At 64.1% G+C, this 23,004-nt stretch carries 22 protein-coding genes; 13 read left to right on the forward strand and 9 right to left on the reverse strand.

Translation table 11 applies throughout. The features are described from left to right. Window positions 1-48: 48 nt before the first annotated feature. The 3 genes from C5L14_RS08290 to C5L14_RS08300 are packed head-to-tail and all read right to left on the reverse strand — an operon-like array spanning window position 49 to window position 2,768. A complete protein-coding gene (locus C5L14_RS08290; RefSeq protein WP_105861568.1) occupies window positions 49-1,266 on the reverse strand; it encodes an ABC transporter substrate-binding protein in 1,218 nt (405 codons plus the stop codon). Window positions 1,267-1,297: 31 nt separating this feature from the next. Next, complete coding sequence (locus C5L14_RS08295) at window positions 1,298-2,020, reverse strand: ABC transporter ATP-binding protein (RefSeq protein WP_105861569.1); 723 nt, start codon at window positions 2,018-2,020, stop codon at window positions 1,298-1,300. Next, entirely contained in the window at window positions 2,013-2,768 is a 756-nt protein-coding gene (locus C5L14_RS08300; RefSeq protein WP_105861570.1) for an ABC transporter ATP-binding protein, read from the reverse strand. Before C5L14_RS08300 ends, C5L14_RS08295 begins: the two co-directional genes overlap by 8 nt. 562 nt (window positions 2,769-3,330) lie before the next feature. Between C5L14_RS08300 and dhaL the strand changes: the two genes are divergently transcribed. From dhaL to dhaK, 6 genes are all read left to right on the forward strand, one after another. Then, window positions 3,331-3,942, forward strand: a complete 612-nt coding sequence (gene dhaL / locus C5L14_RS08305) for a dihydroxyacetone kinase subunit DhaL (RefSeq protein WP_105861571.1) — start codon at window positions 3,331-3,333, stop codon at window positions 3,940-3,942. Further along, entirely contained in the window at window positions 3,939-4,322 is a 384-nt protein-coding gene (gene dhaM / locus C5L14_RS08310) for a dihydroxyacetone kinase phosphoryl donor subunit DhaM (RefSeq protein ID WP_105861572.1), read from the forward strand. The genes dhaL and dhaM overlap by 4 nt, the downstream gene beginning before the upstream one ends. 16 nt (window positions 4,323-4,338) lie before the next feature. Continuing rightward, window positions 4,339-4,620: an HPr family phosphocarrier protein gene (locus C5L14_RS08315; RefSeq protein WP_209430483.1), complete on the forward strand. Its 282-nt coding sequence runs from the start codon at window positions 4,339-4,341 to the stop codon at window positions 4,618-4,620. 126 nt (window positions 4,621-4,746) lie between these two features. Further along, window positions 4,747-6,339 (forward strand): putative PEP-binding protein, encoded by a 1,593-nt coding sequence (locus C5L14_RS08320; RefSeq protein ID WP_105861574.1) that lies wholly within the window; start codon window positions 4,747-4,749, stop codon window positions 6,337-6,339. Beyond that, entirely contained in the window at window positions 6,332-6,790 is a 459-nt protein-coding gene (locus C5L14_RS08325; protein WP_105861575.1) for a hypothetical protein, read from the forward strand. Before C5L14_RS08320 ends, C5L14_RS08325 begins: the two co-directional genes overlap by 8 nt. A 158-nt stretch (window positions 6,791-6,948) precedes the next feature. Beyond that, window positions 6,949-7,938 carry a dihydroxyacetone kinase subunit DhaK gene (dhaK, locus tag C5L14_RS08330; protein ID WP_105861576.1) on the forward strand — a complete coding sequence of 330 codons (990 nt, stop codon included), beginning with the start codon at window positions 6,949-6,951 and terminating at the stop codon, window positions 7,936-7,938. A gap of 98 nt (window positions 7,939-8,036) precedes the next feature. Here the strand turns inward: dhaK and C5L14_RS08335 are convergent, their stop codons facing one another. Continuing rightward, the gene (locus tag C5L14_RS08335; protein WP_105861577.1) at window positions 8,037-8,585 is read right to left on the reverse strand and encodes a cysteine hydrolase family protein; all 549 of its coding nucleotides are present in this window, start codon (window positions 8,583-8,585) and stop codon (window positions 8,037-8,039) included. A 104-nt stretch (window positions 8,586-8,689) separates the two neighbouring features. Here C5L14_RS08335 and C5L14_RS08340 point away from each other — a divergent pair, with 104 nt between their 5' ends. From C5L14_RS08340 to C5L14_RS08350, 3 genes are all read left to right on the forward strand, one after another. Next, window positions 8,690-9,649, forward strand: coding sequence for a GlxA family transcriptional regulator (locus C5L14_RS08340; protein ID WP_105861578.1), 960 nt, complete (start codon window positions 8,690-8,692; stop codon window positions 9,647-9,649). A gap of 110 nt (window positions 9,650-9,759) precedes the next feature. Next, on the forward strand, window positions 9,760-12,447 hold the full coding sequence (locus C5L14_RS08345; RefSeq protein ID WP_181161084.1) for an SEL1-like repeat protein: 2,688 nt from the start codon (window positions 9,760-9,762) through the stop codon (window positions 12,445-12,447). 237 nt (window positions 12,448-12,684) lie between these two features. Next, window positions 12,685-13,329: a trimeric intracellular cation channel family protein gene (locus C5L14_RS08350; protein ID WP_105861580.1), complete on the forward strand. Its 645-nt coding sequence runs from the start codon at window positions 12,685-12,687 to the stop codon at window positions 13,327-13,329. A gap of 300 nt (window positions 13,330-13,629) precedes the next feature. On the opposite strand, the gene C5L14_RS08355 is transcribed toward C5L14_RS08350, so the two are convergent. Further along, the gene (locus tag C5L14_RS08355) at window positions 13,630-14,226 is read right to left on the reverse strand and encodes a TetR/AcrR family transcriptional regulator (RefSeq protein ID WP_105861581.1); all 597 of its coding nucleotides are present in this window, start codon (window positions 14,224-14,226) and stop codon (window positions 13,630-13,632) included. 78 nt (window positions 14,227-14,304) lie between these two features. Here C5L14_RS08355 and C5L14_RS08360 point away from each other — a divergent pair, with 78 nt between their 5' ends. Beyond that, on the forward strand, window positions 14,305-15,579 hold the full coding sequence (locus C5L14_RS08360; RefSeq protein WP_105861582.1) for an MFS transporter: 1,275 nt from the start codon (window positions 14,305-14,307) through the stop codon (window positions 15,577-15,579). A 103-nt stretch (window positions 15,580-15,682) separates the two neighbouring features. After that, window positions 15,683-17,128, forward strand: a complete 1,446-nt coding sequence (locus C5L14_RS08365) for an aldehyde dehydrogenase family protein (RefSeq protein WP_105861583.1) — start codon at window positions 15,683-15,685, stop codon at window positions 17,126-17,128. Here the strand turns inward: C5L14_RS08365 and C5L14_RS08370 are convergent. The 3 genes from C5L14_RS08370 to C5L14_RS08380 form a co-directional block, all read right to left on the reverse strand. Next, complete coding sequence (locus C5L14_RS08370) at window positions 17,113-17,751, reverse strand: HD domain-containing protein (protein WP_105861584.1); 639 nt, start codon at window positions 17,749-17,751, stop codon at window positions 17,113-17,115. The two genes, C5L14_RS08365 and C5L14_RS08370, sit on opposite strands and share 16 nt — an antisense overlap. Window positions 17,752-17,886: 135 nt before the next feature. Further along, window positions 17,887-18,678, reverse strand: a complete 792-nt coding sequence (attM, locus tag C5L14_RS08375; RefSeq protein ID WP_105861585.1) for an AttM family quorum-quenching N-acyl homoserine lactonase — start codon at window positions 18,676-18,678, stop codon at window positions 17,887-17,889. Window positions 18,679-18,712: 34 nt separating this feature from the next. After that, window positions 18,713-19,999, reverse strand: a complete 1,287-nt coding sequence (locus C5L14_RS08380; protein ID WP_210203215.1) for a hydroxyacid-oxoacid transhydrogenase — start codon at window positions 19,997-19,999, stop codon at window positions 18,713-18,715. A gap of 256 nt (window positions 20,000-20,255) precedes the next feature. Between C5L14_RS08380 and C5L14_RS08385 the strand changes: the two genes are divergently transcribed. Beyond that, window positions 20,256-21,041 carry a FadR/GntR family transcriptional regulator gene (locus C5L14_RS08385; RefSeq protein WP_146126865.1) on the forward strand — a complete coding sequence of 262 codons (786 nt, stop codon included), beginning with the start codon at window positions 20,256-20,258 and terminating at the stop codon, window positions 21,039-21,041. Window positions 21,042-21,048: 7 nt separating this feature from the next. On the opposite strand, the gene C5L14_RS08390 is transcribed toward C5L14_RS08385, so the two are convergent. Beyond that, entirely contained in the window at window positions 21,049-22,047 is a 999-nt protein-coding gene (locus tag C5L14_RS08390) for an extensin family protein (RefSeq protein ID WP_181161085.1), read from the reverse strand. Between the two features lie 171 nt (window positions 22,048-22,218). On the opposite strand from C5L14_RS08390, the gene C5L14_RS08395 reads away from it, so the two are divergent. Continuing rightward, the gene (locus C5L14_RS08395; protein ID WP_105861589.1) at window positions 22,219-22,842 is read left to right on the forward strand and encodes a nucleotidyltransferase family protein; all 624 of its coding nucleotides are present in this window, start codon (window positions 22,219-22,221) and stop codon (window positions 22,840-22,842) included. Window positions 22,843-23,004: the final 162 nt, after the last annotated feature.

Raw genomic sequence — 23,004 nt, forward strand, 5'->3', positions numbered from 1 at the left:
ATTGTTGGGCCGCAGAACCTCTCAGTCCCTCCACCCCACACCCGGAACTCACTTCACCAGCGGGCAGCCGGCCTTGTCCATGGGCTGGAAGGCCTCGGCGGCGGGGATGGTGGCGAGCAGCTTGTAGTAGTCCCACGGTCCCTTGGATTCGTCGGGCTTCTTGACCTGGAACAGATACATGTCGTGGGTCACGCGGCCGTCCTTGCGGACCTCGCCCTTGCCGAACAGGGGATCGTCGGTCGGCGTCGCCTTCATCTTGGCCATCACTGCCGCAGCGTCCTTGCTCTTGGCCGCCTCGATGGCCTTGAGATAATGCAGGACGCCGGCATAGACGCCGGCATGCACCATGGTCGGCATCTTGCCGCCGCTCTGTTCGGCGAAGCGCTTGGACCAGGCACGGGTGCCGTCGTTGAGATCCCAGTAGAAGGCTTCCGTCAGAACCAGGCCCTGGGCCGCCTGCAGGCCGAGCGCATGCACGTCGGAGATGAAGATCAGCAGGCCCGCCAAGCTCTGGCCGCCCTGGGTGATGCCGAATTCGGCGGCCTGCTTGATGGCGTTGACGGTGTCGCCGCCGGCATTGGCAAGGCCGATCACCTTGGCGCCGGAGGACTGGGCCTGCAGCAGGAAGGAGGAGAAGTCGGAAGTCGGGAAGGGGGCCTTGATCGAGCCGAGCACCTTGCCGCCAGCAGCCGTGACGATGGCGGTCGCATTCTCTTCCAGCGACTTGCCGAAGGCGTAGTCGGCGGTGATGAAGAACCAGCTGTCGCCGCCCTGCTTGACCATGGCGCCGCCCGTGCCCTTGGCCAGGGCATAGGTGTCATAGGTCCACATCAGCGTGTTGGGCGTGCATTGCTTGCCGGCGATCTCGGTGGACCCGGCGCCGGAATCGATGAAGATCTTGTTCTTTTCCTTGGTGACCTGGCTGACGGCGAGCGCCACCGAGGAAGTCGGCACGTCGAAGATGGCATCGACGCCGTCCTGATCGTACCATTGCCGGGCGATGCCGGCCCCGATATCGGGCTTGTTCTGGTGGTCGGCCGAGACGATCTCGACTTTCAGGCCTTTCTCGGCGGCCTTGAAGTCTTCGACCGCCATCTTGGCGGCGATCACCGAACCCTCGCCGGAGAGGTCGGCATAGACGCCCGAACGGTCGTTGAGGATGCCGAGCTTGACCGCGATGTCCTCGGCGCTGGCCGGCCCCAGCGCCGAGCCCGCGAAGACCGCGGCGAGGGCTGCTGCTGCGAGCAAGGTCCGTTTTGAAATCATAAGCGTCTCCCGTTCAGCTTTTTGATTGGCGTCACACGCCCAGATAGGCGTGCAACTTGTCGCTGTTGGCTTCCAGCTCTGCATTGGGGATCATGTCGATCACCTTGCCCTGCTCGACGACATAGTGGCGGTCCGCCACTGTCGAGGCGAAGCGGAAATTCTGTTCGACCAGGATGATGGTGAAGCCGCGCTGCTTGAGGCTGGCGATGGTGTGCCCGATCTGCTCAACGATCACCGGCGCGAGCCCTTCGGTGGGTTCGTCGAGCAGCAGCAGGTTGGCGCCGGTGCGCAGGATGCGGCCGATGGCCAGCATTTGCTGCTCGCCGCCCGAGAGCTTGGTGCCCTGGCTGGTGAGGCGCTGCTCGAGGTTGGGGAACAGGCTGAAGATCTCGGCCACGCTGAGGCCCCCGGGCTTGACCACCGGCGGCAGTTCGAGATTCTCCTTCACCGACAGGCTGGAGAAGATGCCGCGCTCTTCCGGGCAATAGCCGATGCCGAGCCGCGCGATGTGGCGGGAGCCGAGGCCGATGGTTTCCTGGCCGCCGAACCGGATCGAACCCTTGCGTTTGGCCATCACGCCGATGATCGATTTCATCGTGGTGGTCTTGCCCGCGCCGTTGCGGCCGAGCAGCGTCACCACCTCGCCGGCGTTGACGTCGAAATCGATGCCGTGCAGCACATGGGACTCGCCATACCAGGCCTCCAGGCCGCGCACTCGAAGCAGGGGATCGGGCTTGTTCGAGGAATCAGGCATGGCCGCTCCCGATATAGGCCTCGACCACGCGCGGGTCGCCGGAGACGGTTTTGTAGTCGCCCTGCGCCAGCACCTTGCCGCGCGCCAGCACGGTGATGGTGTTGGAGAGGGTGGCGACCACCGAAAGATTGTGTTCGACCATCAAAATGGTGCGGCTTGCCGCGATCTTGCGGATCAGCTCGGTGGTGCGCTCGACATCCTCGTGGCCCATGCCGGCCATCGGCTCGTCGAGCAGCAGCATTTCCGGATCGAGCGCCAGCGTCGTCGCGAGTTCCAGGGCACGCTTGCGGCCATAGGAGAGTTCCTTGGCCGGCGTTGGGAGGAAGGATGACAGGCCGACGCTGTCGGCGAGTTCGGCGGCTTCCTGGTTCAGCTCGGCGAGGATCCGTTGCGAGCGCCAGAAATCGTAGGAATGCCCGCGTCGGCGCTGCAGGGCGATGCGGATATTGTCGTTCACGCTCATTTCGCCGAACACGGCCGAAATCTGGAAGGACCTGACAAGGCCAAGCCGGGCCACGGCGGCCGGCTTCATGCCGGTAATGTCCTGCCCCTTATAGGTGATGCGTCCGGCGGACGGAGAGAGGAACTTGGTCAAGAGATTGAAACAGGTCGTCTTGCCCGCGCCGTTCGGACCGATCAGAGCATGGACCGTTCCGCGCAGGACCGAGAGATCGACGCCGTCGACTGCCCGGAATCCCCTGAAATCCTTGGTCAGGCCTTCGGCTTTCAGGACTGTATCTGTTGCCATCAAGCGGAGCGTTTCCCTGGGGCGTGTCGCCAGTTATGGGTTCGGGTTTGACGGGAACTCATCGGCCAAAGCGCCCGCCGCTTCGCGGTGAGGTGAAAAATGGTCGTCTGCAGCGTCGCTTCGCTTGCCAAGACGAAAGTCTTGGCAGCGCTGGCTCCTCCCATCCAGCCATTTTTGACCTCATCAAACGCCAAACCATAACTGGCGACACGCCCTAGCGCTTCTAATCTTGCTTGGTTCTAGTCTTGGCCGTCCGGGCAAGCTTCGTCAATGGCGATATGGCATCATTACTGACGTTAAGATAGGCACCTGCATATGCGGGCGGGGATACAGGAATATGACGCAAGGCGGGGATGCGCTCGCCCGGGCATGGTCGAAGGTGTACCGCGCTGGCCATCGCGGGAATGTTCAGTACAGGTGGGTCGCAAGAGTTCCTGGGTCCACCGCTGCGGGCGATAGTTTTGCTTGCAATGTTTAGGATTAAGTGGTCAACTAAACAAATAAGCAAACTGCGAGCCGGCAGTTGCCGGCCGTCACAAGAGTGCGGGGCGGAGGCGTGGCAATGGACAGCCAAGCAAGAGAGCAGCTCATTCGCGCGGTTGCGGCAACCATATTCCAGCATTCCGAAGAACTCACCGCGCTCGATCAGGCGATCGGCGACGGCGATCATGGCCTGAATCTCAAGCGAGGCTTCGAAGCCGTCACAGCCGAGCTGCCCGGCCTTGCCGAAAAATCCTGGCCGGATCTGCTCAAGGCCGCCGGGATGGCGATGGTGATGAAGGTCGGCGGCGCGTCCGGCCCGCTCTTCGGTACCTTCTTCATGGAGCTGGGCAAGACAGTGGGGGCCGAGCCCGACAGGGCCGCGGTGGTCGCAGCCTTCGGCAAGGCCGTCGAGGCCGTGAAGGCGCGTGGCCGCTCGGAAGCCGGGCAGAAGACGCTGCTCGATGTCCTCGTCCCGGTCCAGGCCGCTCTTGCTGCCGGCGCCGATGCCGCCGCGATCAAGGCGGAGGCGATTGCCGCCGCCGACAAGACGGTGCCGATGCAGGCGATCCGCGGGCGTGCATCTTTCCTCGGCGAACGCTCCGTCGGCCATATGGACCCGGGCGCCCGATCCTCCTCGCTAATCATCGCCACGGTGGCGGACGAACTCAACAAGCAGGGGCTGATGCCATGACCGTGAGCCTGGTGATCGTATCGCATTCGCCCAAGGTCGCCGAAGGCGCCGCCGACATGGTCAGGCAGATGGTGGGCGATAGCGTCCGCGTCGCCTGGACGGGCGGCGACCCCGGCGGCGGGCTCGGCACCGACGTCGCCAAGATCATCGCCGCCATCGACAGTGTCTGGTCTGAGGAAGGCGTTGCCGTCCTCGTCGACCTCGGCGGTGCCGAAACCAATGCCGAGATGGCCGTCGAGATGCTCGACGAACACAAGCGCGACCTCGTGGTCATCTGCAATGCGCCGGTGGTGGAGGGAGCGGTCATCGCCGCGACCGAGGCCTCCGGCAATTCCTCACTGGCCGCGGTTCGCTCCGCTGCCGAAGATCTCTACGGATAGGATTGATATGCCGGACATGAACGGAGCATTGACGGGCAAGGCCGAGCTGACCAACGCAATCGGGCTGCATGCCAGGCCGAGCGTGAAGCTGACCCAGCTCGCCAAGAGCTTCCAGTCGAGCATCGAACTGGCCACCGATGCGGCGGGACCCTGGGTCGACGCCAAGAGCCCGGTCAAGGTGATGCGGGTGAAGGCGCCCAAGGGCACCGTGCTGCATTTCGCCGCGAACGGACCCGACGCAGAGGCGGCGCTGTCGGCCATTCTGGGACTAATCGAGGAAAAGTTCGGGGAAGAGTGACGATGCCGGAGCATTTTCCAGAAAAGTTGCTAGGCTTTTCGATCAAGAAAATGCGTCGAAACAAAGAGTTGAAGACGAATTGCGGTTTAGCGAGATCGCGATTCTCTTCAAAGGCTGGGGGCTGTCATGACTGAGCGGCGGATGACGGGACGTCCTGCCTCGCCGGGGCTGGCTTCCGGCCCTGTCTTCATGATCGGCAAGCCGAAGCTCCGGGCCGAGAAGGCTTCGGCAGCCCAGGAAGACGGCGAGACCATCCTGCGCAACGCCATCGATGCGGCGCTGGTCGATCTGGTGTCGCTGGTCGAGACGGTCGATGAAGAGGGGGCCGACATCATCGGCTTCCAGATCGCCATGCTCGAGGATGAAGCCCTGTCGGAGGGCGCCTTCGACGCGATCGCCGTCGGCGTGCCGCCTGTCCACGCCTGGCGTTCGGCCCTCGATGCGGAGATCGCCGATTACGAACGCAGCGAGGATGCCTATTTCCGCGCCCGCGGCACCGACCTTGCCGATATCCGCGACCGCGTGCTCGCCCATCTCACCGGTGTGGCGGAAAGCGAGAAGGTGCCCCCCGGTTCCGTGCTGGTGGGCGAGGATCTGCCACCATCCCTGTTCCTGTCGGTCGACTGGAGCCGGGGCGGCGCGATCGCCCTGGGAGCAGGCTCGCCATCCTCCCATGTCGCCATGCTCGCCCGCAGCCGCCGTGTGCCGATGGTGACCGGGCTGGGTGTGCTCGGGGAGGCGAGCCAGGCCATCGTCGATGGGGCGGCGGGAACGGTGACCTTCGATCCCGACAGCGCCTCGCTCGCCGATTTCGGCCCGGCCCTCGCGCGCCGGCACGAGGCCGATGCCCGGGCGGAAACGATGAAGACCGAACCGGCGTTCCTGCCCAACGGCACCCGGGTCGACATCATGATCAACGTCGCTTCGCCGGATGACCTCAAAGGCATTTCGCCGGAGATCTGCGACGGCATCGGCCTGGTGCGCAGCGAGTTCCTGTTCGAGCCGGGGCGCCCCCTGCCGGACGAGGAGGCGCAATATGCCGCCTATGTCGCCATCGCCGCCTGGGCTGACGGGCGTCCGGTAACCATCCGCACGCTCGATGCCGGCGGCGACAAGCCGATCCCCGGGGTCACCAGCGACGGCGAATCCAACCCCTTCCTGGGCCTGCGCGGATTGCGGCTGTCCCTCGCGCGGCCGGAAACCTTCCGCGTCCAGCTCAGGGCCCTGGCGCGGGCCAGCCTACATCATGAGATCCGCATCATGCTGCCGATGGTAACGGTGCCGGGAGAATTGGCCGAAGCGTCCGCCCTGCTCGACGAGGTGGTGGCCACCCTCATTGCCGAAGGCACGCCCTGCCGCCGGCCGCCGCTCGGCATCATGGTCGAAGTTCCCGCCGCCGCGCTCGGCGCCCTGCGCTTTCCCGCCGATTTCTATTCGATCGGCTCCAACGATCTGACGCAATACACCATGGCCGCCGCCCGTGACATCGCGGACGTCGCCGGCCTCAACGATGCCGGCGATCCGGCGGTGCTCGAATTGATGGCCCGCACGGTCGGGGCCGGCAAGGCACGCAAAGTCCCGGTTTCGATCTGCGGCGATGCCGCGGGCGAACTGCGCCTGGTGCCGAAGCTCATCGGTGTCGGCCTGACCTGCCTGTCCGTGCCGCCCGCTTTGGTGGGGGCCGTCAAGGCCGCAATCGCGGATCTCAAACATGTCTGATGCCCGCGATGCCAGCACGCGTTCGATAGCGGCCTACAAGGCGCTGCTACGGCGCGCGCTGGACAATCGCCCTTCCGGCACGAGGCTGAAACTGGCGGCCGCTCTCGGCACCAACAGATCCTTCATTTCGCAGATCACCAATCCCGGCTACCCCATTCCGATCCCGGCCCAGCATCTCGACGTCATTTTCGAGGTCTGCCACCTCGCGCCGGCGGAGAGGGCGGAGTTCCTCGAGGCCTATCAGGCCGCCCATCCGGGCCGGACGCAGGCCCAGGGTAAGCCGGCACAGGGGCGCAGCCTGACGCTGACCCTGCCGGATCTCGGCGATGCCAGGCGCAACCAGGCGATGGACAAGGCTATTCTCGATTTCGTCGCGAGCCTGGTCCAGTACACGCGTACACTCGATCGCAAGAGCAGGGGGGAGGAGGAGCCGGCGCTGGATCAGCCATAGCATTTTGCTCGAGGCATTTTGCGATTTCACGGGATCGCCTTGAACCGCAAAGATGCATCGAAACAAAGAGTTACCGCGCAAATGCGCTTCTAGGTTGAATCCGGATATCGGTTCCTGCAGCGGCCCGATCAACGAATGAACGAAGGGAGGCCCATGGAATGAAAAAGCTCATCAATGCAGTCGACGACGTGCTGGCGCAGAGCCTGGATGGGTTCGCGGCGGCCCACGCCGACATCGTCACCTTGGGCGAGGAGCGCAAATTCGTGCGCCGCCGCCAGGTCAAGCCCGGCAAGGTGGCCCTGATTTCGGGCGGCGGGTCCGGCCATGAGCCGCTGCATGCCGGCTTCGTCGGCTTCGGCATGCTCGACGCCGCCTGCCCCGGGCAGGTCTTCACCTCGCCCACGCCCGACCAGATGATGGCGGCGGCCGAGGCCGTCGATGGCGGAGCGGGCACGCTCTATATCGTCAAGAACTACGAGGGTGACGTGATGAACTTCGCCATGGCGGCGGAGATGGCGTCCGGCCCGGTCGAAAGCTTGATCCTCGATGACGACGTCGCCGTGGAGAACTCGACCTGGACCACCGGCCGGCGCGGCGTCGCCGGCACGCTGATCGTCGAGAAGATCGTCGGCGCCGCTGCGGAGCGCGGTGACGATCTCGCCAGCCTCAAGGCGCTGGGTGCGCGCGTCAACAGCCATACGCGCTCGATGGGCGTGGCGCTCACCTCCTGCACCGTGCCGGCGGCCGGCAAGCCGACCTTCAGCCTCGGCGAGGACGAGATGGAGATGGGTGTCGGCATCCATGGCGAGCCCGGCCGGCGGCGGGTCAAGCTGGCTTCCGCCGATGCCATCGCCGAGGAGATGCTGGGCGCCATCGTCGGCGACCTCTCGCTGACTTCGGCCACCGAGGTGCTGCTCTTCGTCAACGGCTTTGGCGGCACGCCCCTGATGGAGCTCTATCTGATGCAGGATCGGGCACGCAAATGGCTCGACGGCAAGGGCATCAAGGTCGCCCGCTCGCTGACGGGTTCCTATGTGACCTCGCTCGACATGGCCGGCTGTTCGCTGACGCTGTCCGTGCTGGACGAGCAGGCCAAGGCGCTGTGGGACGCGCCGGTCCACACGCCGGCCCTGCGCTGGGGTATGTGAGGGACCGTAGACGTAAACCTGGCAAGGTGAGGCGCGGCCAGCCCTTCCCGGCTTCGCGGGGAAGGCTGGTCGCGCCCCTATTGGAAAGGTTGTGACCCTCAACCTGCCAGCACTTCCTCCGTCGAAGCAAGCTTGGCGTAGCCGAAGGCGAGCGAGGCCATTGCGGCGGCGTGGACCTGCGCCGCCGGCACGGTGACGCCACCGAATTCCAGATCCCGCGTGGCCGCCGCATCATGAGCGACCGTGACCGCATAGCCGAAATCGGCTGCCGCCCGCGTCGTCGCCTCGATGCACATATGGCTCATCGCGCCGGCTACCAGCACGTCGGTGACACCGGCATCGTCGAGCAGCTTCTTGAGTTCGGTCTGTCTGAAGGAGTTGGGAAAATTCTTGACGACGACCGGTTCGCCGGCGCGGTTGGCCACGGCCTGGTTGATCTCCGCCCCCGGGGTGCCGGCGACGAAGAAAGGGGCGTCCGGCCTGACCGCTTCATGGCGGACATGCACCACGAGTTCATTCTTGGCCCGGGCTGCCCCCAGGAGGCGCGCGGCATTGGCGGCTGCCGCCTCGATGCCGGTCAGGGTCCATTTGCCGCCCGGGAAATAGTCGTTCTGAATATCCACGAGGATCAAGGCGCGTTTGGACATGGGGTGTTGCTCCAGTTTCAAAAGACGTTGTGATTGCTGGAATAGGACGGCCAGGGCAGAATGCCGATTGGCACATGTGACAAAAATCAGGGCGAAAGTGACAAATGACGCCGGCTCCTTCCGAGATCGGCCTGCTGGCCTATCCCGATGTTCAATTGGCCGCGCTCTATGGCCTCGCCGATCTGTTTTTCATCGCCGACAGGATCGCCCGGGAGCGCCGGGAGGCCGCCGGCCCGCTGCTGCGGGTAAGCCGCTGGGAGTGCGATGCCAATGGCCGGATTCACAATCGTGACGGTGCGGACAGTGCGATCCCGAGCATGATCATCGTGCCGCCGAGCCTGGCAAAGCCGCCGAGCGAGGCCTGGACCGCCAGCCTGGCAGCCTTTTTGCGCCGCTGTCACGCAGGCGGCAGCGTGCTGGCCTCCGTCTGCATCGGGGCGTTCCTGCTCGCCGAGACCGGGCTGCTGGACGGGCGTCAGGCGACCACCCATTGGAGTTATGCCGATGATCTCGCCGAGCGTTTCGACAAGGTCCGGGTGGATTCGGCCAAGATCGTGATCGACGACGGCGACATCATCACCGCCGCGGGATTGATGTCCTGGACCGATCTCGGCCTGAAGCTGGTGGAGAAACTGCTCGGAACCAGCGTGATGGTGGAGACGGGACGCGCCATGCTGGTCGACCCGCTGGGGCGCGAGCAGCGCCATTACAGCGTGTTTTCGCCTCGGCTCAACCATGGCGACGAGGCCATCCTTTCGGTTCAGCACTGGCTCCAGCAGGCCTATGCCGGCGAGGTCGACGTCAACGCCATGGCGGCCAAGGCAGGGCTGGAACGACGCACCTTCCTGCGCCGCTTCGGCAAGGCGACCGGGCTCAGGCCGGTTGAATATTGCCAGCAATTGCGTGTTGCCAAGGCTCGCGACATGCTGGAGACGACCCGGCTTTCCTTCGACCGTATCGCCTGGAATGTCGGCTACGGCGATCCGGTCTCCTTCCGCAAGATCTTCGTGCGCACCATGGGATTGACCCCGGGCGACTATCGCCGCCGCTTCGGGGCGGTGTGAACTTGGGGTGTGTCACACCCGGACAAGTGTACTTCGGGGTACAGCGGCGGGATTTCGCGTCAACTATCAAGATGGCAGCGAAGGTTCGGATTGTGCTCGGGGGATTGGCTGTGCGCAGGATCCGCGTTCTGATCGCAGGGTTGCTTTTCTGGACGCTGCTCGGCCCGGCTCAGGCCGGTATTGCCGACGACATCTATGCCCAGGGCAAGTATGTGGAAGCCTTCGGGCTCTACAAGGTGCAAGCCGAAAAAGGCGATGCGGGTGCCCAGTTCAAGATCGCCATGATGCTTCATGAAGGCCAGGGCGTTGCGCGAGACAACGTCCAGGCCGCAGCCTGGATGCGCAGGGCCGCCGATCAAGGCAATGCCGATGCGCAATACGCTCTTGCCTCCCTCTATCGCAAGGGGGACGGCGTGCCCCAGGATTATGGCCAGGCCGCCTCCTGGTATCGCAAGGCTGCCGACCAGGGACACGCCGGGGCGCAAAATGACCTCGGCTTTCTCTATGTCAAAGGCTGGGGGGTACCACAGGATTTCGGCCAGGCCCTGAAACTGTTTCGCAAGGCGCTGGCGCGGGGGGATGCCGACGCTCAATTCAATCTCGGCACTCTCTACGAGCGCGGCCAGGGCGTGGCACGCAATAGTGCCCAGGCGGCTGCCCTTTTCCGCAGTGCCGCGGCACGGGATCATGTCAAGGCGCAGTTTGCGCTCGGCACCCTCTATGCCGAGGGGCGGCAGGATTTGGCACAGGACTATGGCCAAGCCGCCTTCTGGTTCCGCCGTGCCGCCAACCGGGGCAACGCCGAGGCACAATACAGTCTCGGCCAAATGTATTTTCAAGGCAATGGCGTAACACGCAGCGACAGCCAGGCGGCCGATTGGTTCCGCAGGGCGGCAGACCAGGGCCTAGCCGCTGCGCAGAACAGTCTAGGTTTCCTTTATGCCGAGGGCCGGGGCGTGCGGCAGGAATTTGGGCAAGCTACCGCCTTCTTCGGCAAGGCCGCCGAGCAGGGGCATGTCGAGGCGCAGTTCAATCTTGGCCTCAGCTATGCCAAGGGCCTGGGCGTGCCTCAGGCCTTCGATCAGGCGGCCTTGTGGTATCGCAAGGCTGCGGATCAGGGCCATGCCGGTGCTCAAACCAATCTCGGCCTGCTCTATCACAATGGCCAGGGCGTGGCCCGGGACTACGAGCAGGCGGCAGCGTGGCTCGGTAAGGCGGCGGCCCAGGGCGATGCCGATGGCCAGAATAGTCTCGCCGCGCTCTATGTCGAGGGCCGGGGCGTCAAGCAGGACTATCGCCGGGCGGCCGACCTTCTCAGCAAGATCGCCGAAAAGGGGCACGCCGGAGCGCAATATAATCTAGGCTCCCTTTATGAAAAAGGGTTGGGTCTCGCCCAGGATTACGGACAGGCCGCGTTCTGGTTTCGCAAGGCAGCGGATCAAGGAGATGTGGGGGCACTCAACGAACTGGGTTCTCTCCATGCCTTGGGGTATGGAGTGGCGAGGGATTATGCCAAGGCTGCCGAACTCTTTCGCAAGGCCGCTGATCGAGGCCTTGCCAAGGCGCAGTATAATCTCGGTATTCTCTACTGCAGTGATGGGGGGATGCCACGAGACTATGGCCAGGCAGCCTTCTGGCTGAGCAAGGCTGCGGACCAGAACGATCTCAACGCCTTGGTGGACCTGGGCGTGCTTCATGCCAATGGCTGGGGGGTGAAGCAAGACTATGCCCGAGCCAGGGATCTCTATCGCAAAGCCGCCGCTCAGGGCTTGGCCAGGGCGCAATATTATCTCGGCGATCTCTATGAGAACGGTCGCGGGGTGCCGCGCGACTATGTCCTGGCCGGCGGCCTCTATCGCAAGGCGGCCGAGCAGGGCGATGCCGAAGCACAGAACAGACTGGGCATCCTTTACGCCAATGGCTGGGGCGTCACCCTGGACCTGGAACAGGCGGCCGCGCTCTACCGCAAAGCTGCCGAACAGGGCAATGCCAAGGGGCAGTTCAATCTCGGCACGGCTTATCTGCAAGGCAAGGGCGTCGCACGAAGCCAAGATGACGCGGCCCTCTGGTTTCGCAAGGCGGCCGAGCAAGGCGATCCCCTCGCCCTGAACGCCCAGGGTGTCCTCTATGTCAATGGATGGGGGGTGGCGCGGGACTATGCCCAGGCCGCGGCTCTTTTTCGCAAAGCCGCTGACCGGGGCAATGCCCAGGCGCAATTCAATCTCGGTCGCCTCTATGCCACCGGGCAGGGGGTGGGGCAGGACTATGCCCAGGCCGCGGCGCTCTATCGCAAGGCTGCCGACCAGGGTGACGTCGATGCACAGAACGACCTCGGGGCGTTCTATGTCTACGGCCAGGGCGTGGTACGGGACCCAGCGCAGGCCGCAGCGCTCTACCGCAAGGCAGCGGCCCAGGGCCATGTCACCGCACAGGTTAATCTCGCCGCCCTCTATGTCTACGGCCAGGGCGTTCCACAGGACTATTACCAGGCTGCCTTCTGGTTCGGTAAGGCAGCCATACAGGGTGACGCCGCTGGGTCGGACGGTCTCGGCACCCTCTATGCCAATGGCTGGGGCGTGCCGCAGGATTACGCCATGGCTGCTGACCTCTATCGCAAGGCTGCCGATCAGGGGCGTGCCAGCGCGCAATACGCGCTCGGCACCCTGTATGCGCGGGGGCTGGGTGTAGCCCGCGACAAGCAGCAGGCTTTGTTCTGGTTTGGCAAGGCTGCAGACCAGGGCCATACCAAGGCGAAGGCTGAGCTGCAGGCGGAAAAGTCGGCGGCACCGAAGCCCTGAAGCAAAGCCCGTAGATTTCCTGGCAAGCAAGGATAACTATACCTGCAACGGTGCAGGCGCCAGACGTTACAGCTGTAGTTAATCCGTCATATTCCAGCTTCTGAAGAGCTTGGCGTAGCGATGTCCGGCCAGAACGGATACTCAAGAACCGCCAGGCCTCGCGCCGAGACTGCGACCGGCCGGCGCGGTCCTTGAATATCGAGTTGGCAAGTCCGGGAGACAGCACAAGGTGCTTTGATGGATTCGATAATCGGAACTTCTGAGCAGATACTGCATGCGCTCTACATGATTGGCATTGTTGCAGAAGCCGTTACGGCGGCGTTGGCAGCAGGAAGGCGGTCCATGGACTGGATGGGCGTGGCCATGCTCGGCCCGGTCACAGCTCTTGGAGGAGGGGCCGTCCGGGACGTACTTCTCGGACACCATCCACTCTCCTGGGTTGAGCATCCATCCTATCTGCTCATCACGGCAGGGGCTGCCTTGGCGACGATTGCCGTCGCCAGGCACGTATATCATCTGCGTAAGATCTTTCTGTTTCTCGATGCCGTTGGGCTGGTTGTCTTCACCGTGATCGGTTGCAACGTTGCCATTGCGCTGGGGCTGCCCGTCGTGATCGTGATCGCATCAGGCATGATCACAGGGTGCGCAGGAGGTGTTTTGCGGGACATTCTCTGTGCGGATATTCCGCTTCTCTTTCGCGCCGAGCTTTATGCAACGGTCGCAATTCTCACAGGTGTCCTCTATGTGGGCGGTCAATGGGTTGGACTGGCCCACGATATTTCAATCGCGCTCGCAATGATCGCGGGCTTGGCCCTTCGTATCCTGGCTCTTCGCTTTGGATGGAGTATGCCGAAATTCGTTTATACTCATACGCTGCATTAATCCGCCTTCGTCGAAGGAAAGAGTCCGAAGACATACCTAAGCTGGACCAATCTTTTGGTTCAGACCGATGCCGCAGGGATTTGGCAAGTTGGCCTAGAGCAAAGCGCGTTCAAGCGTGAACGCTAATCTGCTCTAACTCATTGTTCTGACGCGTCTTTGCGATTCTAGGTGACTCCGTCTAATCGCAAAACGCTATAGGCGTCTCTGCCTGGTCAGGAGCCGATTGCCGGTCTGTTCCGGGTTTCCCGGGTGATAGCGTGTTAAGCCCGCTGGGCTTGGCTACGGCTCAATTCTTAAGGCTCAATTCTTAAGGCTCGCTTCGATCAGCATGTCGGCGATCACGGCGACCGAACCGGCCGGCCCGCCCTCGTGGAAGATCTGACCGCTGACGAAAGCACCTTCGATCAGCAGCAGCAGCCCGTCGGCGAGCAGGCCCGAATCCCTGGCGCCCATGCGCTCCGCCATGCCTTTCAGGCGCTCGCGCAGCAGCACCTTGCCGCCCTCGGCGACCATGCGGGCGGGGTTGTCCTCCTCCGGATATTCCACGGCGGCATTGCTCAGCCCGCAGCCGCGGTAGCCGGCCTGGGTGGCCCTTTCGCCGAGACCCGTCAGGTAGTTGCGCAGATGGGTCCGTGGATCGTCCTCGAAGCCGACGCCCGCGCCCTCGAAGCGAGCCCAGAATTCGGAGTCATAGACCCGGACATAAGCAGCCGCCAATTCGTCCTTCGAGTTGAAGCAGCGGTAGAGCGTGGGCTTGGTCACCCCCGCTTCCGACGCGATGGTGTCAACGCCGACGGCTCGGATCCCTTCTTTGTAGAAGAGTTCGCGCGCAGTCTTGAGGATGCGGTCCGCCGCCCTCGGCTGCGGTGAGGGACTGACATTTTCCGGTCCGGCCATTTGCCTCTTTCCAATATTCGAGAACGATGTTACAGACCGGTACGTATCAAGTCAATCTCGACACCTACAGGTCTCCCGATGCAGCGCGTCAGCCGCCGGCCCTTTGGCCAGAATTATGCATTCGTCGTCGTTGCCGTCATCTTTCTTTCCCTGCTGGTGGCGGCCGGCGTGCGCGCCGCGCCCGGGTTGCTGCTTCAGCCCCTGCACAAGGCCTTCGGCTGGGGCATCGATACGATCTCGCTCTCCGGATCGATCGGCATCCTGCTCTACGGCCTGGTCGGCCCCTTCGCCGCGGCCCTGATGAACAAGTTCGGCATCCGCCGGGTGCTGGTGATCGCGCTGACGCTGATGGCGGGCTCCATCGGGCTCAGCCTGTTCATGACCCAATCCTGGCAGTTGATCGCCACCTGGGGCGTGCTGTCCGGGCTCGGCTCGGGCTGCGTCGCCATGGTGCTGGGCGCCACCGTTGCCAATCGCTGGTTCAAGACCAATCGCGGCCTGATCATGGGGCTGATGGCGGCGAGCGCCGCGACGGGCACGCTGATCTTCCAGCCCGGTCTCGCCAAGCTTTCCGAGATCGGCGGCTGGCAATGGGTGGTGGCGGCGGTGGCGATCGCCTGTGCCGTACTGGTTCCGCTGGCCTTCTTCCTGGTGCCCAACCAACCCAGCGACATCGGCCAGCGCCCCTATGGCGCCGACCCCTCTGCGCCGGTCGAACCGGTACAAGCGCAGACGGGCCTGATCGATGCCTCCCTCGGTGCGCTGGTGCGGGCGGCCCGTACGCGCACCTTCTGGTATCTGTTCGCCACCTTCTTCATTTGCGGCTTCACCACCAACGGCCTGGTTGGCATGCATCTGATCTCCTTCTGCGGCGACATGGGCATCCCCGAGGTGCAGGCGGCCGGCCTGATGGCGATGATGGGGATTTTCGATCTGTTCGGCACCACCTTCTCGGGCTGGCTGACCGATCGCTATGATCCGCGCAAGTTGCTCTTCATCTATTACGGCCTGCGCGGCATCGCCCTGATCTACCTGCCCTTCAGTGGCTTCAACATCTATACGCTCACCATTTTCGGCGTGTTCTACGGGCTCGACTGGATCGCCACCGTGCCGCCGACCGTTCGTCTGACCAACGAGGCTTTCGGCGATCGCGATGCTCCCGTGGTGTTCGGCTGGATCGCGGCGGGCCACCAGATCGGCGCGGCCAGCGCCGCGGCCCTGGCCGGCTATATGCGGGTGCTGCAGGGAAGCTATGTCGAGGCCTTCCTGTTCTCGGGGCTCACCGGTATCGTGGCTGCGCTGATCGCGCTGCTGATCGCGCGCCAGCGCGTGACGGCGGTTGCGGTGGCCTGACGGGTACGGCCAGAAAATTGCCGGCCGCGTCAAGCTGCCGGTTTGCGTCGGGCATTTGTTAGACTAATGTCCGCCCAGTTTCGTTATCTCTAGGATCTTTTCGATGACACTGCATGCCCGTAACTTCATCGCCGGCGAATGGGTCGCCTCGTCCGATCTCGCACCGGACGTGAATCCCTCCAACACGGCCGAGATCGTCGGGCACTTCCCCCGGGCGACCAAGGCCGAGGCCGAAAAGGCCATTGCCGCCGCCAAGGCCGCGTTCCCGGGCTGGAGCCGCTCGACGCTGCAGGAGCGCCACGACGTGCTCAAGCGCATCAGCGACGAGATTCTGGCGCGTAAGGACGAACTCGGCGCCATCCTGTCGCGCGAGGAAGGCAAGACCCTGCCCGAAGGTATCGGCGAGGTGGCGCGTGCCGGCCAGATCTTCGGATTCTTCGCCGGTGAAGCCTTGCGCCTGGCCGGTGAGATCATTGGCTCGGTGCGTCCCGGTGTCGGTGTCGAGGTCACGCGCGAAGGCGTCGGCGTGGTCGGCCTGATCACGCCCTGGAACTTCCCCGCGGCCATTCCGGCCTGGAAGATCGCGCCGGCGCTCTGCTACGGCAACACCGTGGTGCTGAAGCCGGCCGACCTCGTGCCGGCCACCGCGCATGCCCTGGGTGAGATCATCGCGCGCTCCGGCCTGCCGGCCGGCGTGTTCAACCTGGTGATGGGCCGCGGCTCGGTGGTCGGCGAGGCGCTGCTGTCCTCGCCCGACGTCGACGCGATTTCCTTCACCGGCTCCGTCGGCACCGGCCGCAAGATCGCGGCGACCTGCGTCGCCTCTTCGCCGATGAAGAAGGTGCAGCTCGAAATGGGCGGCAAGAACCCCTTCGTCGTGCTCGACGATGCCGACGTCAAGGTGGCGGTGGAAGCCGCCGTGAACGGTGCCTTCTTCTCCACTGGCCAGCGCTGCACGGCCTCTTCGCGCCTGATCGTCACCGACGGCATCCACGATGCCTTCGTTGCCGCGCTGGTCGAACGCCTCAAGGGCGTCACCGTCGACGATGCCATGAAGGCCGGCACCCATATCGGTCCGGTGGTCGACCAGAGCCAGCTCGACCAGGATCTGAACTACATCAAGATCGGCAAGGAAGAGGGCGCCACGCTCGCCTTCGGCGGTGATCTGGTGAAGCGCGAGGCGCCCGGTTTCTATCTGACGCCGGCTCTGTTCACCGGTGCCAGCAACGACATGCGCATCGCCCGCGAGGAGATCTTCGGGCCGGTCGCCGCCGTGGTGCGCGTCAAGGATTATGACGAGGCGCTGGCCGCCGCCAACGACACCGAATTCGGCCTCTCCGCCGGCATCGCCACCACCAGCCTGAAATACGCCACGCATTTCAAGCGCAATGTCCAGGCCGGCATGGTGATGGTCAACCTGCCGACGGCGGGCGTCGACTATCACGTGCCGTTCGGCGGGCGGAAGGGCTCGAGCTACGGCCCGCGCGAGCAGGGCCGCTACGCCGCCGAGTTCTACACCACGGTGAAGACCAGCTATACGCTGGCCTGAGGAGGCTCGTCTTCCGTCAACTTTGCGAGGGAGCGCGCGAGATTAGCGCGCGCTCCTTCCTCCAGCTTTTCGGCGAAGAGATCGCTGAAATAAAGCCGCCGCCGAGCCCTGAAACGTTGCAGCACGGCAGCCCGCCCGGTGCGCCAGGCTGCCTCCGGCACATGGGCATATTCGCGTCGCACCGCCGCCTCATAGGCATCGAAGCGTGCAGCCTCCGCGCCGAGGATCTGCAGGTCGAGATCGAGGAAATAGGCCATATCCGATTGTGGCCGGCCGGCCAGGCCTGCAAGCTCATGCCTCCGGGTCGCCAGGATCAGTGCCGCGACCTGCTCCAGCCTTTCCTGTTCCAGTTGCCCTGCGAGAACCTCCCGGGCGAGGTCGGCGCTGCGCTCCTCATTGTCCGGCGACGCCGCATCATAGACCGCGTCGTGGAACCAGATCGCGAGTTCGACAGCCTCGGCGTCATGGAGAAGCGGACGGCAATCCTGAAGGCCCGCCAGCATGGCCTCGATGTGGCCGAGACCGTGATAATGCCGCCGCGGGTCCCGGTAGGCCGCGAGCAGATCGACAAAAGCCGGTTCCGGAATGGCGGGCGGCCTGGGAGGACGATCACCGGCTTTCATGGCAGCAATTCCCGATGCGCCTATTCGGCAAGACCGGCATTATCATCGCGCTCGTCAATGGCGCCATATGCAATCTTGCCGCTCCCTGCTTTCGAGCTCGGCTCTCGCCCTGGATCGCCCGCCCGCCACTCGGCGTCAGTCGTAGAAGCCGGGCGACTGCTTGAAGCCCGGCCAGGCATCCGGGTCATGGCCGGTGACCACCTTGGCGTCCGTCTTCGCCGCCAGGGCGCGCAGCTTCTGCACGGAGCGTACCGTATCGACCGTCGAGGCGAGGAAGCCGGGCAGGGCCTTCTCGTTCCAATGGTCGAGCGTATAGGCGGCATCGACCGCCAGCAGGATGGCGCCGCTCTTGGGCAAGGTGACCAGGAAGGATTGGTGGCCCGGGGCATGGCCGGGGGTAAAGATCATCTTGAGCGTGCCGTCGCCGAACAGATCGTAGCCATCGGTGGCCTCGGCCTCCAGGAACTGCCATTTCAGGCCCGGCCGATCGAAATCGTTGCGGATATAGCCGCCGGCGGCGAACCAGTCCGGCGCATAGGCATATTCATATTCACGGCGCTGGACGACATGCACGGCATTGGGGAAACGGCCGATCGCGCCTGTGTGGTCGAGATGCAGATGCGATTGCACGACATGGGTGACGTCTTCGGGCCGGATGCCCATGGCGCCGAGCTTCTGCACGCAGCCATCGCTTTCCTGCATCACCGGCCAATAGGTCTTGGAGATGCCGCCCCAATAGCCGCGCGGATCGCTGGCGCACTCGACGGCATTGCCGCCATCGATCACCACCAGCCCCTTGGGATGCTTGAGCAGGTACCAGGGGACGGGGATCTCGTAGTCGGTATTGGCGCCCTGGTTCATCTTGATGTTGTGCAGCTTGCACTTCAGTGTGCCGCACTGGAACATGTGCAGTTCGATCTCACCCATCGTTTCCTCCTGTTCGTTCTTCCGTCCGGCCCGCCTACCAGTTGCGCAGGGATTGGCGCATCACGGCCTCGATTCCGGCGGCATCGATGGCCTTGGGGGCGCCAACCAGGAGGCGCTGCTGCTTGAGCGCGCCCTGCACCAAAGCGGGAATGTCTTCCTCGCCATAGCCGAGCTCGGCGATGCCCGACGGCGCTCCCACCGCCTTCATCAGCCGGATCAAGGTATCCGGCAGCGTGTCCCGGCCGGGATTGGCGATCGGCCCGGCATTGAGGAGCTCGGCAGCCTGGATATGCTTGTCGGGGGCCGCATCATAGGTGAAGCGGAACACCGCCGGTGAGGTCACGATCACCGAGAAGCCGTGCGGCACGAAATTATGGCTCGTCTCGTAGCCCGGTGCGCTGTAGCTGTGCTTGAGGCCGGCGAGGGGATAGGCGCAGGCGTGCGGGATGTGTACGCCGGCCGTGCCGAAGCCGATGCCCGCCATGGTGGCACCGAGCATCATGGTGCCGCGCGCCTCCAGGTCGTTGCCGTCGCGGACGGCGCGCTCGAGGAAGCGCCCGCCGAATTCGATCGCCTTGAGGGACCAGATGTCGGCCACCGGATTGCTGCCCTGATAGGGCGGCCGGTCGTCGGGCGTCGCCGGGCGAGGCCTGGCGTCGAAGGGGCGGGAGATGAAGGATTCCACCGCGTGACAGACGACGTCGAGGCCGCAGGAGGCCGTGACCGCTCCCGGCGTGGTGCGCGCCAGTTCGGGATCGACGATGGCCAGCGTCGGCCGCATATAGCGATGCGAGATGCCGGTCTTCATCTTGAGTTCGGGAATGTCGAGCACCGCCACCGTGGTCGCCTCGGAGCCCGAGCCGGAGGTGGTCGGGATGGCGATCAGGGGGCGCAGCGGAGAAGGTGGCTTGCGACCGCCGCCGACGGGTGCGTTGACGTAGTCGATGATGGCGCCGCCATGGCTGCGGATGAGATTGGCGACCTTGGCGGTGTCGATTGTGGAGCCGCCACCCAGGGCGACGAAGCCGTCGACGTCCCGGGATGCGGCGAAGGCGGCGGCTTCCCCAAGCGACTCGATGGTCGGCTCGACCAGGATGTTCTCGAAGACACTGATCTCGACACCGGCGCGCGCGATGATATCGGTGACGCGTTCGGTCATTCCCAGCCGGCGCAACCGCGGGTCGGCGACCAGCAAAATCTTGCGAAGCCCGAGGCGCTTGAGTTCCCAGTCTAGTTCTTCGACGGCGCCATTGCCGAATTTGAGCTGCGTTGCCTCCAGGGTGAAGACGGTCTCGTTCGCGCCCCGATCATTGGGTGCCATCGTCATGTCCTCCTGCGCCGGCGATCGTTCCGCTGAGGCCAGGCGGCGGAGCCGCGCGGCCAGTCGTGATCGGCTCATGTGTCCTGACTTGCGTAGTTGGCCGGAGGCTTCCACAATGATAGAAATATGTCAATATCACATAGTGACATGGTCATATGATGAATTTGACGTTATGATGTTTTGAGGCGCGTTATCGATCCGCGTAACGTTACCAATCCGGGCGATAGTCCGCTCGATCACCCACGAGGAGGCGCATTTGGCCCTCAAAGAGCGAATGCACCCGGCCCCGGAATCCGAGGGGGCCGCCGGCGACGGGAATAGACGCATCGGCAGGCCCCTGCAGCTGGCTGATCGGGTGGTCGCGGCGCTGCAGGAGGACATCGAGAAGGGACGCTTCGAAGCCGGCGCCCGCCTGCCGACCGAGCCTGAACTGGCGGCCAGCTTCGGCGTGAGCCGCACGGTGATCCGGGAGGCGGTGTCTCGTCTCAAGGCCGATGGCATCGTGGTCAGCCGCCAGGGAGCCGGGGTCTTCGTCAGTGATGCCCCCCTGCAGCGCTCCTTCCGCATCCGCGACGCCGAAGTCGGCAGCGGCGTTGCCTTGCGCGAGATCTTCGAGTTGCGCCTGTGTCTGGAAGTGGAGGGCGCCGGGCTTGCCGCCGTTCGCCGCTCGGAGGCCGATCTCGTCTTGCTCCGGCATTGGCTGCAGGAAATGGATCGCACCAAGCTCGGCCAGGATCTCGGCGCTGGCGCCGATATCGAATTTCATCGTGCTGTCGCGGTGGCGAGCGGCAATGGCAAGGTTGCCGATTTCCAACGCTATCTGTCCCTGCTGCTGCACCAGAGCGTGACCATCGCCCGCAACAATACCCTGCAGAAAGGCCCGGCTCACGTCGACAGCGTCATCGGGGAACATGGCGACATCTACCGCGCCATCGAGACCGGTTCGGCTGCGAATGCGCGTAGCGCCATGCGCCGCCATCTGCTGCTGGCGGCGGCTCGGCTCGGCGTGATCGGAGAGGAAGAGGCGGCGCTTCTGGCTTAAAGCGCCGTCATTCGTCGTAGCCGCCGGCCGGCACGTCCTGGATCGAGCCCGTATAATCCTCGGAAGGCGGTGGTGCGCCGCCTGCACCGCGCTGCGCGGCGGCAACCCAACCGGCGGGAGCGCGGGGACGGCAGACGCTCTTGCTGCGCACGCCGTGGCGGGCGAGATCGAGATGCAGATGGTTGTCGTGCAAAGGTGCGCCGGGGCCGAGCACGGTGGTGAATTTGGCGCAGGCACCAAAGGCGATGTCGCGCCAGAAGCCGCGCTCCTGGGCCGAGCCGCGCCAGCCGGTCAGGATGCGTGTCTCGCGGCCGTCGGCCAGCTTGAAGCCCTTGACGTCGACGGCATTGGCGAAAGCATGCTCGGACATGCGGCCGAAATGGCCATTGTTGCGGCGCCGGCAGGAATAGCTGCCGAACGTCGTCATCTCCACGATCGGGGAGCCGAAATTGGCCATCGCCGCCGGCTGCACGTCCTGGACCAGCCAGCGCGTCATGGCGGGGATCATCGAACAGGACAGCACCAGGCTGCGGTCCATCGAGACCGAGAAGGGGCCGCCGTCGGCGATGCGAACCGGACCGGGCGATGGGGTGGCCCGGTAGGACATCGGAGCCGATGCGTCGCCGTCCCCGATCGCACCCGTCTGGTCGCCGACCGATGCGGGCGGCAGCAGTCCATCCGGAGCGTCCGAAGGCTGCGGGGCATATTGCGGCTGGGGCGCATCATTGGGCTGGGGCGCCACGGTTGCCGGCGCGCGGGGCTGCAAGGCAGCGTAGACCGGCGCGGCAGGTGCCCCGGTGGTGTTCAGGGCGGTGACGCGGAAGGGATGGTCGACGCCGCAGACACCGGGGCCCTCGATGGCCTGCGCAATGCGAATGCCGGCTGTTTCCCGGACCTCGCCGGAAGCAAGACATTGGGCCTCGACCTGTGCACGCCAGGGCTCTCGCTCTTCGAGATTGAAGAACGATCCGCAACCAGCCAGGCTACCCAGAACCGTACCCAGCACGAGAGAACACGCAACGCGACGCAACATGGCCGCAGCTTAAGGGGTATTTTCAAAAAGAAGCGTTAACCGCACGATCGGATCGATTTCAGCGCTGCAGATTGCTTCCGCGATGGCCAAGTGCGGCAAAAGCGTGTATGCCGCTTTACCTTATCCAAAGAGCAAAGTGTCATCATGCTCGCGGACGATGATCTGCCTTTGGCGAACTATATCGCGGTCGTCCTCGCTGGCGGCGAAGGGCGGCGTATGGGCTGCAACAAGCTGTTGCTCGATATTTCTGCCCGCCCGATGATCCGCCATGTCGTCGAGACCATCCGCGGTGTTATCGCCGATGTCGTTGTGGTGACCGGCTATCAGCAGGAACGCATCGAGGAGGCGCTGATCCGCACGCCAGTCGAATTCGTGGATTCGCCGCCTTCCGAAGGTGCGGCGACGGCGATCCGGCGTGCCTTCGAGCGGGCCCGCCTGTTGGCGGGCACGAGAAATTGCGACGGTATCATATTATGTGTTGGCGACCAGCCGCGCCTGACGGAGCGTGAAATAGCAGGCTTGATCGAGCAGTACCGCGCCGGCGACCAGCGCAAGGCGCTGGTTCCGTTACGTGGCGAGCGACGGGGTTACCCTGTGATCGTACCGACGGATTTTGACGTGGAGAGCATTGATCTATCGAGTGAAAGTCTGATTGCGGATTATCCCGACCAAATCGCAGCTTTTCCCACGCGCAATCCTGTCTATGATTCGAGCTTGGACACGCCGGAAGATTTTCGAACCTTTTTTGCGATCTCGGAACTTCGTTAGCACGTACTTTAATACCTAAAATGCTCCGTACCGAGTTGCGTTTGTCCGACTAGCCGCAGGCAAGAAATGGCCGAGTGTGGACGTAAACGCTAGTTTTTTTGTGTTAAACTTTTGGAACAAAATCCAATACGGAAATATTGGCGTCTCATTTTTTGAAACAGT

It is taken from the genome of Labrys okinawensis (assembly GCF_002982075.1).
Taxonomy (GTDB): domain Bacteria; phylum Pseudomonadota; class Alphaproteobacteria; order Rhizobiales; family Labraceae; genus Labrys; species Labrys okinawensis_A.

Coding starts and splice junctions, on each gene's coding strand:
- C5L14_RS08360 (WP_105861582.1), top strand. CDS start 14,305: ATGCAGCGCGTCAGCCGCCGGCCCTTTGGCCAGAATTATGCATTCGTC.
- C5L14_RS08380 (WP_210203215.1), bottom strand. CDS start 19,999: ATGGCACCCAATGATCGGGGCGCGAACGAGACCGTCTTCACCCTGGAG.
- C5L14_RS08370 (WP_105861584.1), bottom strand. CDS start 17,751: ATGAAAGCCGGTGATCGTCCTCCCAGGCCGCCCGCCATTCCGGAACCG.
- dhaK (WP_105861576.1), top strand. CDS start 6,949: ATGAAAAAGCTCATCAATGCAGTCGACGACGTGCTGGCGCAGAGCCTG.
- dhaM (WP_105861572.1), top strand. CDS start 3,939: ATGACCGTGAGCCTGGTGATCGTATCGCATTCGCCCAAGGTCGCCGAA.
- C5L14_RS08395 (WP_105861589.1), top strand. CDS start 22,219: ATGCTCGCGGACGATGATCTGCCTTTGGCGAACTATATCGCGGTCGTC.
- attM (WP_105861585.1), bottom strand. CDS start 18,678: ATGGGTGAGATCGAACTGCACATGTTCCAGTGCGGCACACTGAAGTGC.
- C5L14_RS08320 (WP_105861574.1), top strand. CDS start 4,747: ATGACTGAGCGGCGGATGACGGGACGTCCTGCCTCGCCGGGGCTGGCT.
- C5L14_RS08315 (WP_209430483.1), top strand. CDS start 4,339: ATGAACGGAGCATTGACGGGCAAGGCCGAGCTGACCAACGCAATCGGG.
- dhaL (WP_105861571.1), top strand. CDS start 3,331: ATGGACAGCCAAGCAAGAGAGCAGCTCATTCGCGCGGTTGCGGCAACC.
- C5L14_RS08335 (WP_105861577.1), bottom strand. CDS start 8,585: ATGTCCAAACGCGCCTTGATCCTCGTGGATATTCAGAACGACTATTTC.
- C5L14_RS08300 (WP_105861570.1), bottom strand. CDS start 2,768: ATGGCAACAGATACAGTCCTGAAAGCCGAAGGCCTGACCAAGGATTTC.
- C5L14_RS08340 (WP_105861578.1), top strand. CDS start 8,690: ATGACGCCGGCTCCTTCCGAGATCGGCCTGCTGGCCTATCCCGATGTT.
- C5L14_RS08355 (WP_105861581.1), bottom strand. CDS start 14,226: ATGGCCGGACCGGAAAATGTCAGTCCCTCACCGCAGCCGAGGGCGGCG.
- C5L14_RS08290 (WP_105861568.1), bottom strand. CDS start 1,266: ATGATTTCAAAACGGACCTTGCTCGCAGCAGCAGCCCTCGCCGCGGTC.
- C5L14_RS08350 (WP_105861580.1), top strand. CDS start 12,685: ATGGATTCGATAATCGGAACTTCTGAGCAGATACTGCATGCGCTCTAC.
- C5L14_RS08325 (WP_105861575.1), top strand. CDS start 6,332: ATGTCTGATGCCCGCGATGCCAGCACGCGTTCGATAGCGGCCTACAAG.
- C5L14_RS08365 (WP_105861583.1), top strand. CDS start 15,683: ATGACACTGCATGCCCGTAACTTCATCGCCGGCGAATGGGTCGCCTCG.
- C5L14_RS08295 (WP_105861569.1), bottom strand. CDS start 2,020: ATGCCTGATTCCTCGAACAAGCCCGATCCCCTGCTTCGAGTGCGCGGC.